This window comes from Paenibacillus pasadenensis, assembly GCF_023715725.1.
GTDB classification, from domain to species: Bacteria; Bacillota; Bacilli; order Paenibacillales; family Paenibacillaceae; genus Paenibacillus_O; species Paenibacillus_O pasadenensis_A.
Genome location: NZ_JAMBOT010000006.1, coordinates 201763 through 213956 on the forward strand (window position 1 = coordinate 201763; position 12194 = coordinate 213956).

A 12194-nucleotide genomic window follows, 5' to 3' on the forward strand; every position below is an offset into this window, starting at 1 on the left:
CATGCGGTTACATAAACTTGCATGCCGGCGAATACTTTGTACAACATCGTAGCATTCTTTCCGAAAGGCCTTAATGGAGTTAACGTACAATCATTTGCACTTTGTCGCATAACTGAGGCATTGGAATTACGATTCGCTCACACGCTCGTACGTGACAAACGAAAAAGACTCTCCCAGCGGCCCTGGCTCTTGACCTGGCACGGATTGCACCTGCTCCCATTCCTCAGCCGGAAATTCCGGAAAATAAGCGTCTCCGCCCCCATAGGAGCGGTCGATTTCGGTCAGGAGCAGCCGATCGGCGTACGGTAGCAGCAATCGGTAAATCTGCTCTCCCCCGATTACCATCAGCTCAGGCTCGCCTGACGCTGCCTGAAGCGCATCCTCAACACGGTGAAACAGCTCTACCCCATCCGGCCGATTGCCGCCCCGGGATAACATCAGATTGCGGCGTCCTTTAAGCGGACGGCTTCCGAAGGAGTCAAACGTTTTGCGTCCCATTAAAACTGCAGTGCCCATCGTTTGCTGCCTAAAAAAGCGCATATCCTCCGGCAGCTTCCAAGGCAAATCATTGCCTCTCCCAATCAAACGGTCGCGATCCATACAAGCAATCATCGTCACCCTCATACGGAAACCTCGGCTTTAATCGTCGCATGATGCTCGTAGCCGACAAGCTCAAAGTCCTCATACTTGTAATCAAAAATCGATTCAGGTTTGCGATTAAGCACCAGTCTTGGCAGAGGAAGCGGCTCGCGAGTAAGCTGAAGCTTTACTTGTTCCAGATGGTTTGAATAAATATGCACATCTCCGCCGGAGTAGATCAGCTCCCCGGGCTCCAAATCGCATTGCTGAGCAATCATATGCGTGAGCATCGCATACTGGGCAATATTAAACGGCAATCCCAAAAACGTATCCGAGGAACGCATCGTAAACATGCAGTTTAAACGTCCCTTGGCTACTTGGAATTGAAAAACAAAATGGCAGGGCGGCAGCTTCATGTTGTCGACTTCTCCGACATTCCATGCGCTTACCATATGGCGCCGCGAATCCGGATTGTTGCGGATGGAGTTGATGACAGCGGCAATCTGATCGTGCACGTTGCCGTTTTTGTCCTCCCATGCCCTCCACTGCGATCCGTACACCGGTCCCAGGTCTCCGTTTTCATCAGCCCATTCATTCCAAATCCGCACGTTATTATCTTGCAGGTATTTAATGTTCGTGTTTCCGCTAATAAACCAGAGCAGTTCATGAATGATTGATTTGAGATGAACTCGCTTTGTTGTGACAAGCGGAAAGCCTTTGGCAAGATCAAAGCGAAGCTGCCGACCGAACACCGCCATGGTTCCTGTGCCGGTACGATCGGAACGCTCCGTCCCGTTGTCAAGAATATCCTGTAAAAGCTCTAAATAATTCTTCATTCCGAACCCCCTGCACCTGACTATAAAAAGTATTTTACCATCCCGACCGCCTGTTTGTCTCCTATCTGGATGTCGAAAGATGTTATAAATCACTTCCAGCAACCACAAAAAAGCCGGCACAGTGATGTGCCGGCTTCTCATGAAACAGCTTATTTCACGAACGTATGAATCGGATGGCCGAGCGCTACTTCCGCAGCGTCCAGCGTAATTTCGCCAAGCGTCGGATGCGCATGAATCGTCAGAGCGATATCTTCCAGCGTAGCTCCCATCTCGATCGCAAGACCAAGCTCGGAGATCATGTTGGAAGCTTCGATACCGGCGATATGCGCGCCAAGTACGAGACCCGTATCTTTGTCCGCAACAAGCTTAACGAAGCCTTCCGCAGCGTTGAGGGACAAGGCGCGGCCGTTAGCGGCAAACGGGAATTTGCCGACTTTAACGTTGTAGCCTTTGTCCTTCGCTTCTTTTTCGGTCAGGCCGACGCTTGCGCACTCCGGATCGGAGAAACAAACGGCAGGCATACATTTGTAATCCACTTTGCTCGGTTGTCCAGCAATAACTTCAGCTGCAACGCGGCCTTCGTACATCGCTTTGTGAGCGAGCGCGGGACCGGCAACGATATCGCCGATGGCAAAAATATGCGGGATGCTCGTGCGGCCTTCGTCGTTGACTTCAATCAGGCCACGGTCCGTCATCTTGATGTTGATCAGGTCAAGGCCAAGCTCTCCGTCCGTGTTTGGACGGCGGCCAACCGTAACGAGCAGGTAATCTGCCGTAACCTTCTCTTCTTTGCCGTTAACCGTGTACGTGAGCGTAACGTCCTTGTCGGTTTGCTCCGCGCTTTGAGCTTGTGCGCCTGTAATGATTTCAGCGCCTTTTGCTTTCAGCTTCTTCGCTACCAGCGAGGACATATCTTTATCAAAGCCGGCCAGGATGGAATCAAGACCTTCAATGATCGTAACTTTAGTGCCGAACTTGCTGTACATTTGGCTCAGCTCGACGCCGATGTAGCCGCCGCCGATAACAGCGAGGCTTTTCGGAATCTCAGGCAAGGACAGCGCGCCCGTGGAGGAGACGATGCGTCCGCCAAACGGGAATGCTTTCAGCTCGATCGGACGGGAGCCCGTAGCGATGATGCAGTTTTTGAAGCGGTAGCGCGGAGCTTCTTGATCGTTGAAAACGCGTGCTTCATTTTCGTTGATGAACATTACTTCGCCGGCAAAGTATTGAACTTTGTTCGCTTTCAGCAGGCTGGCTACGCCGCCGGTAAGCTTTTTAACAACTCCGCCCTTGAACTCCTGGATTTTGTTCCAGTCGACCTTAACGTCGCCAGCCGTAATGCCGATTGCTTCGGCATGGCTAACGTTGTCGTATTGGTGGGAAGCCGAGATCAGCGCTTTGGAAGGAATACAGCCGACGTTAAGACAAACGCCGCCTACATGCTCCTTCTCTACGCAAAGTACGCTTTGGCCGAGCTGGGCGGCGCGAATCGCCGCCACGTAACCGCCAGGGCCTGCTCCAATGACTAGTGTATCAATATCGAGAGATGCGTCTCCTACTACCATGAGTTTATACCTCCATGATGAGCAGCTGTGGGTCTGCCAAAAGCTGCTTAATGTAGTTCAGGAAATTCTGAGCCGTCGCGCCGTCAATGAGACGGTGGTCGAAGCTAAGGGACAGGGCCATTACGGAAGCTGCAACAATTTCGCCGTTTTTAACAACCGGCTTGTCGGAAATACGTCCTACGCCAAGGATTGCCACTTCAGGGAAGTTGATAACCGGCGTAAAGAACATGCCGCCTGCGGAACCGATGTTCGTAATTGTGATCGTGCTGCCTTTGAGCTCAGCGCCGGTCAGCTTGCCGTCACGGCCGCGAAGCGCGAGATCGCGGATGGAGTCAGCGATCGTCCATACGTTTTTGCGGTCGGCGTGCTCGATAACCGGAACGATCAGGCCGTTGTCGGTATCCGTAGCAATGCCAATGTTGTAGTACTTGCGAAGCACGATTTCTTGCGCTTCCTCATCCAGCGTGCTGTTCATGATTGGGAACTCGCGTACAGCAGCTACAAGAGCTTTGACGATAAACGGCAGGTAAGTCAGCTTGACGCCTTTTTTCTCGGCGACCGGCTTCGCTTTTTTGCGCAGCTCAACAAGCGCCGTTACGTCTACTTCATCCATCAGCGTTACGTGAGGAGCCGTGTAAACGGATTTGGACATTGCGTTAGCAATGAGTTTGCGGATGCCCTTGAATGGCAGACGCTCTTCCGGACGGTCCCCGCCTTGCGAAGCGACAGGAGCCGCTTTGGCCTCGCCAGCGCCTTTTGCAGCAACAGCGGCATTGTCGCCAGCTGCAGCAGCCGGAGCGGATGCGCCGCCAGCCGCGAATTTCTCCACATCCTCGCGGGTGATGCGGCCGTTTTTGCCGGAACCTTGAATCTCAGAAATGTCGACGCCTTTTTCGCGGGAGAACTTACGAACGCTAGGCGTTGCCAGCACAAGACCTTTGGAGCTTGCAGCAGGCTGAGCCGCGGCTGGAGCCGAAGCGGAATCTTTAGCCGTAATTTCGGCATCGCCTTTAACGGCGCCCGGAGCTACGTTGTTCGCTTCGTCCTTCGCAACTTCCTTGGCACTGTCTTCGCTTGGTGCTGCGCCTTCCGGCAGGTCGCCCTCGGCGTCGATAATAGCTACAACGTCGCCTACATGGCAAACTTGGCCGTCCTTAGCGCGAACTTCGAGAACGGTACCGTTAACCGGGCAAGGAACTTCAACGACGGCTTTGTCGTTCTGAACTTCCATAATAATATCGTCGTCGGTTACTTTGTCGCCGACGTTGATGTGCATCTTAATAATTTCGCCTTCGTGCAGGCCTTCACCCAGTTCAGGGAACCGGTATTCAAACTTTGCCACAGGGTGAACCTCCTTTTGCGTCTAGAGCTGATCCGCCATAGGGACAAGCCGGGGCCGCTAAGCCCCGACCCGTTCCGCCAAAGACGGCTTCAGGTGTATGAAATGAAGGCGGAGCCGCATTCGCTCCGCTCAAACAATTAAAATTCCAGAACCTTTTTAACGTTCGCAATTACGCGAGCCGGCGAAGGCAGCCATTGATCTTCGACTTGAGCGAAAGGATACACGGTGTCCGGACCCGCTACGCGAAGAACCGGAGCTTCCAGATGCAGAATCGCTTTTTCGTTGATTTGGGCAATAATTTCGGCCGCTGCGCCGGAAGTTTTTTGAGCTTCCTGAACGACGATAGCGCGGTTCGTTTTTTTGATGGATTCAACGATGGTGTCGATATCAAGCGGCATCAGCGTACGGATGTCGATAACCTCTGCTTTAATTCCCTCTTTTTCCAGCTCCTCAGCCGCTTTGACGGAGGTGTGGACCATCATGCCGTACGTTACGATCGTTACGTCGGAGCCTTCGCGGACAACGTTGGCTTTGCCGAGCGGAATCGTGTACTCTTCTTCCGGCACTTCGGCGCGGAAAGCACGGTACAGGTTAAGATGCTCCATGAAGAATACCGGATCGTTGTCGCGAATTGCGGCGATCATCAGGCCTTTTGCATCGTAAGGGTTGGAAGGGATAACAACTTTGATGCCTGGCGTTTGCAGAGCAAGGCCTTCCAGGGAATCCGTGTGCAGCTCCGCCGCTTTAACGCCGCCGCCAAAAGGCGTACGGAATACAATTGGCGAGTTGTAACGGCCGCCGGAACGGTAACGCATGCGCGCCGCTTGGATAAACATTTGGTCCATCGCTTCATAGATGAAGCCGACGAACTGAATTTCGGCTACCGGACGGAAGCCTTGAACGCCCAGGCCTACAGCCATGCCGGCGATAGCGGACTCAGCCAGCGGCGTATCGAATACGCGCTCTTCGCCGAATTCCTTTTGCAAACCTTCCGTTACGCGGAAAACGCCGCCAGTGTGGCCTACGTCCTCGCCAAACAGCATTACATTCTCATCCCGCTTCAGCTCGGTGCGAAGAGCGTCGCGGATTGCTTCCAACATGTTCATTTGAGCCATGATTAACAGGTTCCTCCTTAGGGAACGGCTCCCCGCCGTTCCGGACTCATCCAGCGCTAGCTAAATTATATTAAAAATCGGCTTTTTGCTCTTCCAGATGCTGAGGCGTGTTTTCGAACATGGAATCAATCAATCCGCCTACAGTCATTTTTTCCGTAGCTTCCGCTTTTTTGATCGCTTCGTTAACAGCCGCTTTTGCTTCTTCTTTCACGCGAGCCGTATCCTCTTCAGTCCACAGGCCTTTTTTGTCCAGGAACTTGCCGAAGCGGATAATCGGATCCTTCTGCGTCCATTCGCTCTCTTCGTCCTTCGTGCGGTACTTCGTCGTATCGTCGGCCATGGAGTGCGGACGGAAACGGTACGTAAGCAGCTCCAGCAGCGTTGCGCCTTCGCCGTTGCGGCCGCGCTCAGCAGCTTCGGATACCGCTTTGTAAACGGCAAGAACGTCCATGCCGTCAACTTGCAGGCCTTTGATGCCCGCAGCCAGCGCTTTATGCGCAACGGATTGGGAAGCCGTTTGTTTGGAGTATGGAGTTGTGATGGCGTAACCGTTGTTTTGAACCGTATAAATAACCGGCAGTTTGTAAACGCCGGCAAAGTTCATGCCCTCGTAGAAATCGCCCTCGGAGGAGCCTCCGTCACCTGTGTACGTAATGGCAACGCGCTTTTCGCCGCGTTTTTTGAATGCCATTGCTACGCCGGTAGCATGCAAAATTTGCGCGCCGATAATGATCTGCGGCATAAGTACATGCACATCTTCAGGAATTTGGCCGCCGTGCTGATGGCCGCGTGAGTACAGGAACGCCTGGTACATTGGCAGTCCATGCCATACGAGCTGCGGCATATCACGGTAGCCCGGGCAGATGAAGTCGTCTTTGTTCAGCGCGAATTCGCTGCCGATCATGGAAGCTTCCTGACCGGATACCGGCGCGTAGAAGCCAAGGCGGCCTTGGCGGCCGAGGTTCACGGCACGCTCGTCCCAGGTGCGCGTGAATACCATACGGTACATCAGTTCTTTCAGCTGGTCGTCGCTGAGGTTCGGCATCAGGTCAGGATTGACCACTTCGCCTTCGGGGGAGAGGATCGTAAGCGGCGTTACGTCCTCGCTATGCACTTCGTAAGAATGCTTGTTCAGCAGCTTGCTCATCAGAGAGGTTCACCTCGATTTGTTATTTGAAACTTGCATGCTTCTGTTATAGAATTATTATAAACCTGTTGTCTTTACATGGTCAAAACAAAAAACGAAAAAACGCTGCTTTTTCATTACTTTCACGATTTTTGGGCTGCAAGTGTATATGTAACAGCTCAAATAATTGAGTAATACAGAATGGTACAATAACGTTTTCATGGAGTTGGCCCGCGCAGCAGCCGGCCTTCCGTAAACGGCACGCCTCTCTATTGTTTACCCTCAGGCGCGCTTTCCCATGCAGTCAAGGAGGAATACATCCATGTCGGACGACAAGTATTTGAAACGCACCATCGTAAAAGAAACGGTGCCGAGCCGTTATCTTGAAGAAGGCTCCAGGGAGCTTCGGATTTATTTGCCCCCCGGCTATAACGAAGTGTTAAGCTATCCGGTCGTGTACGGCCAGGACGGCGAGGATCTGTTTAACTTCGGCAGAGCCGCTACGCTGGCCAACCGCCTCATAATTGATGGCGAGCTGGAGCCGTTCGTTCTCGTCGGCATCGACGTGGACAAAAAGAAGCGCACCTCGGAGTACGCTCCGGACGGTGAGCGCCACGAGGCGTATTTGCGCTTTTTTGCAGAGGAAATGCTTCCTTATGTCGAGGAACGCTACCCTGTCCGCAGAGAGCGCCGGGAACGGCTGCTCATAGGCGATTCGCTTGGCGGAACTGTATCTTTGCATCTTGCTTTGAGATACCCCGAGCTGTGGAACCGGGTCCTTTCCCTCTCAGGCGCGTTTTACGGCGCTTCTCAAGGAATAGCGAGCAAACAGGCCGATCTGTCCTGGCTGCAGCTGTATCAGTATGTTGGCTTGCAGGAAACAGAATTCGAAACCGACACTGGCGTGTACGACTTCGTGAAGCTGAACCGTGATATGTACGCCATTCTCAGCGACCGCGGCGCCGACATTCAATACATTGAAAAAGACGGCAAGCACCAGTGGGGCTCCTGGCAGCGGGAAATTCCGGACGGGCTTAACCATTTTCTTGAGTAAAAGAAGCGGGATCACAGAAAAAAGCGTTATATGCTCAGAGCATATAACGCTTTTTTTATATAACAGCGATCACTTCACTTCATTAACGATCCGGTCCAGCAACCGGCTGCAGCCTTCCGTTACCAGCTCGCGCGTCTGGCTGAAATCGCCCGTATAGTAAGGATCGGGAACCCCGTCCAGCTGCTGTTCCGGCAGCAGCTCCATAAACCGCAGCAGCGTTCCTTGCGGCTTATAGCCGCCGGACTGAATCAATTGGCGGACGTCGCGTTCGTTGTTGCTGTCCATGACAATGACGTAATCCGCCAGCTCCAAATCATCCCGGGTAACAAGGCGCGACGTGATGCCTTGATGGGAAATGCCTGCGCTGTCCAGCTCCCGGCGCGTTCCTTCATGCGGCCGCGCTCCAAGATGCCAGTCGCCTGTGCCGGCGCTGTCCACCTCAAGCAGCTCGCTTAACCCACTCTCGGCAGCCATATGCCGCAAAACGGCTTCGGCCATCGGAGAGCGGCATATGTTGCCCAAGCAAACAAACACCACTTTTGTTTTGCGCGGCATCAGAACATCCCTCCTTCTCGCCTGTCGCCGGAAGCGGCGCGGAGCGATCTGCGCGGCAAACTCCACTTAAACATGACCGACAGCATCCGCATCACAATAATGAGCACAAACAAGATCAGCAGTCCCGCCGTACCTTGGAACCAGCCAATACCGATGGCCAGTCCGCCGAGAATGGCCCAAACGGCATAAATTTCGTCACGCAGCACAAGCGGTTTGCGGCCTGCTAACAAATCGCGGATGATGCCGCCGCCGATACCGGTCAGCGTAGCCGCCACAAGCACGGCGCTAAGCGGATGGTTCATTTCCGTCGCATAAAGCGCCCCTTGAATGGCGAAGGCGGACAAGCCGATTGCGTCAAACAGCGCCTCCGCCCTGCGCCAATGCTGAATCCAGCTCACCGGAAGCAAAAATACGATCGTCATGGAAGCCAAGGCGATTTTAATCAGCAGGCCCTGGTTCCATAACGTCGTGACGGGAATGCCAATCAGCAAGTTGCGGATAACGCCGCCGCCAAACGCGGTGACGAGCCCCAGCACAAACACTCCGAGAATGTCGTACTCTTCCTCCATAGCAACAATCGCTCCGCTCGCCGCAAAAGCAACCGTGCCGATAATGCTGAAAATCGCAAATATTTCGGTGTACAAATGAATACGCCCCCGCTGCTAAAGTACACAAATCATCCTACCTATAATAGCCGCGAGCGGACTATCCCGCAACAGCAATTGCAACCATTTAACCCAGCGCGATATAATGAGCCGCAGATTAATAGCGGAAGGAAGGAAACCGATGGTTCCAAACAAACAGCGGGTCGTCATTGTAACCGGCGGGAATTTGGGCTCGTGGACGCTGGACAGACTTCGTGTAAATGATTATGTGATTGGCGCCGACGCGGGAGCGCTGTTCCTTATCCGCCATGGAATTAAGCCGAACTTATCACTTGGCGATTTTGATTCCGTCCGCAAGGCAGAGCTGGTCGAAATTGCTGCGAACAGCCATGAAATGGCCTCTTTTGACCCTATTGATAAAAATTACACCGATACGGAGCTGGCGCTTATAAAAGCGCTGAAGCTGGAGCCGGACTCTATCCTGCTGCTTGGCGCGCTCGGCAGCCGCTTTGACCATACGCTAGCTAACGTTCATCTGCTGCGCACGGCCGCAGACCAAGGTTGCTCCGCTGCCATAGAGGACGCCACCAACCGCATCCGGCTGCTGCGCGGAGGGCAGTCGCTGGAAATTGTCCGCAGCGAGCTGCCCCATGTCTCGCTGCTGCCGCTGAGCGAAGAGGCGAGCGGGATTGATTTGACTGGTTTTCAATATCCTCTTCAGGACGCTACGCTGCGCATCGGACAGTCGCTCGGCATAAGCAACGCGCTGGCTGCGGATGCCGGAACAGTAACGCTGCGCGATGGCTGGCTGCTCGTCATGGAAACCGCGGGCTGAAATTCAGCTTCGCTCTGCGCCGCCGTCCTCGCCGGGCTTCTGAATCGCCAGCCCCTCTACATGCTTGCGGGACATGAGATGCCGTGCCTTGCGGTCCTGCTTGCTTTCAAAAACGATGTCCATATCGTAATCTTCGCCAGGATACAGGCTGTCTCTGCTTATATAGAGGGACAGCCTTTTGCGGTTAAACGCTTTTTTCTCCTTTTTAACCTGAACGATGACTTCCCCTCTGCTGTCTGCCTCCCGGTATACGATGCCAGTTCGTTTTAACGGATGAATCCAGACACAATCGCCTACCGCAAACTTGGCAGCTCCGCCGGATTGCTGCTTTTTCGGTTGATTAGCCTTCGAATTAGCGGTTCTATCGGGAAGGGTTGACGAATGTTCATCAATCAGAGCCGGACGTCCCGCTCCCTGCCCATCCGTTCCTCCCGTTCCAAGTGCTTCTCCGCTGTCTTGCCGGGGCTTCAGCGCCATGTTTATTGGGATCGTGTTTGGGCTCAGTCCTTTCAGCTCCGCAGCACGACGCAGCACCGATTCCGGCAAACCGTACCGTTTGGCAATCGACAGCGCATAGCTGTCCCCCGCTTCGCCGGGCTCCAGCCGATATAACGGCTGCAGCGTCTCGGCGTCAAACGCCATCCGTGCATTCATACAGCGTGGCGTGCGGGAAGCATATGCTTTAATTTCGTTAAAATGGGTCGTCACCGCTAGCTTAGCGCCTCTTGCGCCTAGCTCTTCCAGGACAGCAATAGAGAGCGCAATGCCCTCGCCGGGATCTGTGCCCGCCGCAAGCTCATCCAACAGTACGAGCGTCCTGCGGTTTGCCGATGCAAGCACTTCCTTCAATATGGTGAGATGGGAGGAAAAGGTGCTGAGCGACTGCTGAATGCTTTGACCGTCGCCGACATCCGCCAGCACATCCTCAAACATGCCAAACACCGTCCCTTCCTCCGCCGGCAAAAACAGACCCGCCTGTGTCATAAGCGCAAATAGGCCGAGCGTTTTGAGCGCTAACGTTTTGCCGCCCGTATTGGGACCGGTAATGTAAAGCTGATCCCAAGCGGCGCCAAGCTCGGCATGGATCGGCACTGCCTTGGCACCAAGCTGCGGATGCCTTCCGCCTCGCAGCGCGATAAGCGGATCGGCAATCAGCTTAGGCCTGATTCCGTCGTAAGAGCGGGCGAGCTTGCCTCGGGCAAGGATGAAATCGAACAGCGCCATCGCCTCCAGGTTGACGGCGAGCTGCGCGCCGTGTTCCTCCGCCAGCGCCGACAATACCGATAAGATGCGGGTACGCTCCCGCTCCTCCTCCTGTTTCCACATGCTCAGCTCCGCCTGCAGATCCGCCACGTCAGCCGGTTCAATAAACAGCGTCTGGCCGCTGGATGATTCGTCCCACACCGTCCCCGGCACTAATTTGCGCTGATCCCGGCGTACCGGAATAACGTAACGCTCCCCTCTGCGGCTCACAATTGATTCCTGCAATGAGCTGCGGTATTTGACAAGGGCGGCATCCAGCTTGCGGCGCACCCGGTCCTCCGCCACTTGGGCGGATCGGCGGATTCGGGATAACTCTGCCGAGGCGTTGTCGAGCAGCCAGCCTCCGCGAATGCAGCGGTCGATCTCCTCCTTCAGCTCCGGACAGTCTCGCATGGAGGCGGCGTAACCGGCGAGCAGCGGCGCCGACTCCCTTTTGGCCGCCATATAACGTTTCATCTGACCGATAGCAGCTAACCAGGCGGATAATGCGCCCAGTTCTCTCTCATCGTAAATCCGGCCTTTTCCTAACAGCGCGAGAAATGCCCCGATCCCTTCCATCGAAGATAAAGGCACGCTCGAACCGGCGCGCAGCAGCGCATCCGCCTCGGCCGTTTCCAGCTGCCACGTCTCAATCTGGCGCAAATGCACGGATGGCAAATGCTGCTCAGCCAGCTTTCGCCCCGCCTCTGAAACCGTAAATTCGCATAATTGCTCGTGTATAAACGTATATTCCAAACGCATCATCGATGCTTGATTCATTGGTTTATCCTCCTCTGGAGTTTTGCCCGCAGGGGCAAGCAAAATAAGCCCGTGTCAGTTATGCTTCTTCTCGAACCTTTTCCAGATGAAAAAAAAACAGGAACGGAACGCATAGGCGTTCCATTCCTGTTTAAATGTAGCTCGGAACCCCCGCATACTGGAGGTTAGCGTTCCGTAGCTGTCTATTCATCAGGGGGTTGGATCCTTGGGTTCAGAACTTAATCACGGATGCGCTTCGAGTCCCTTGGCGGGTGCAGCTTAAAACAGGCCTGCCAAAACAAACCCTCTTAAAAGGGGCGTTATAAGGCAGAGCAATCCGATACAGGATTAAATTAATCCCGTTCGGCATCACTGTTCAAGCGCATGAAGCGTCATCCTATGAAATTAAGAGATCTGAACCCCGGTTCTCATACAATAAACTCCCCTTATCGGTTAGGTACGAGCAGACAAAAAGCAAAACTGCGAGCTTCCTTTTATCCTACGTTGGACGTTGGTGAATGTCAATCCTGCACCCTGCTTCTTTTAGTGATGAAGCTTTTGGGAATCAGCGATATAATGGA

11 protein-coding genes are annotated in these 12194 nt (G+C 53.9%); 2 read left to right on the forward strand and 9 right to left on the reverse strand.

All coding sequences use genetic code 11. The features are described from left to right. Positions 1–126: 126 nt before the first annotated feature. The 6 genes from M3223_RS16225 to pdhA all read right to left on the reverse strand — a co-directional run bounded on the left by M3223_RS16225 (position 127) and on the right by pdhA (position 6584). Complete coding sequence (locus tag M3223_RS16225; protein ID WP_251563371.1) at positions 127–612, reverse strand: dihydrofolate reductase; 486 nt, start codon at positions 610–612, stop codon at positions 127–129. Positions 613–620: 8 nt separating this feature from the next. Beyond that, a complete protein-coding gene (gene thyA, locus M3223_RS16230) occupies positions 621–1415 on the reverse strand; it encodes a thymidylate synthase (protein ID WP_251563373.1) in 795 nt (264 codons plus the stop codon). A 149-nt stretch (positions 1416–1564) separates the two neighbouring features. After that, positions 1565–2980: a dihydrolipoyl dehydrogenase gene (gene lpdA / locus M3223_RS16235; RefSeq protein WP_251563375.1), complete on the reverse strand. Its 1416-nt coding sequence runs from the start codon at positions 2978–2980 to the stop codon at positions 1565–1567. 4 nt (positions 2981–2984) lie between these two features. Next, on the reverse strand, positions 2985–4322 hold the full coding sequence (locus M3223_RS16240) for a dihydrolipoamide acetyltransferase family protein (RefSeq protein ID WP_251563377.1): 1338 nt from the start codon (positions 4320–4322) through the stop codon (positions 2985–2987). A gap of 137 nt (positions 4323–4459) precedes the next feature. After that, positions 4460–5437 carry an alpha-ketoacid dehydrogenase subunit beta gene (locus M3223_RS16245; protein WP_251563379.1) on the reverse strand — a complete coding sequence of 326 codons (978 nt, stop codon included), beginning with the start codon at positions 5435–5437 and terminating at the stop codon, positions 4460–4462. A 70-nt stretch (positions 5438–5507) separates the two neighbouring features. Then, positions 5508–6584 (reverse strand): pyruvate dehydrogenase (acetyl-transferring) E1 component subunit alpha, encoded by a 1077-nt coding sequence (gene pdhA, locus M3223_RS16250; protein WP_251563382.1) that lies wholly within the window; start codon positions 6582–6584, stop codon positions 5508–5510. Between the two features lie 301 nt (positions 6585–6885). Between pdhA and M3223_RS16255 the strand changes: the two genes are divergently transcribed. Further along, positions 6886–7617, forward strand: a complete 732-nt coding sequence (locus tag M3223_RS16255; RefSeq protein WP_251563384.1) for an alpha/beta hydrolase — start codon at positions 6886–6888, stop codon at positions 7615–7617. Between the two features lie 69 nt (positions 7618–7686). Here the strand turns inward: M3223_RS16255 and M3223_RS16260 are convergent, their stop codons facing one another. Both M3223_RS16260 and M3223_RS16265 read right to left on the reverse strand, forming a co-directional pair. After that, positions 7687–8172: a low molecular weight protein-tyrosine-phosphatase gene (locus M3223_RS16260; RefSeq protein WP_251563387.1), complete on the reverse strand. Its 486-nt coding sequence runs from the start codon at positions 8170–8172 to the stop codon at positions 7687–7689. Beyond that, a complete protein-coding gene (locus tag M3223_RS16265) occupies positions 8172–8822 on the reverse strand; it encodes a trimeric intracellular cation channel family protein (protein ID WP_435368024.1) in 651 nt (216 codons plus the stop codon). The genes M3223_RS16260 and M3223_RS16265 overlap by 1 nt, the downstream gene beginning before the upstream one ends. 136 nt (positions 8823–8958) lie before the next feature. On the opposite strand from M3223_RS16265, the gene M3223_RS16270 reads away from it, so the two are divergent. After that, positions 8959–9612, forward strand: coding sequence for a thiamine diphosphokinase (locus M3223_RS16270; RefSeq protein ID WP_251563391.1), 654 nt, complete (start codon positions 8959–8961; stop codon positions 9610–9612). A 3-nt stretch (positions 9613–9615) separates the two neighbouring features. On the opposite strand, the gene M3223_RS16275 is transcribed toward M3223_RS16270, so the two are convergent. Next, positions 9616–11634 carry an endonuclease MutS2 gene (locus M3223_RS16275; RefSeq protein ID WP_251563393.1) on the reverse strand — a complete coding sequence of 673 codons (2019 nt, stop codon included), beginning with the start codon at positions 11632–11634 and terminating at the stop codon, positions 9616–9618. Positions 11635–12194 lie beyond the last annotated feature (560 nt).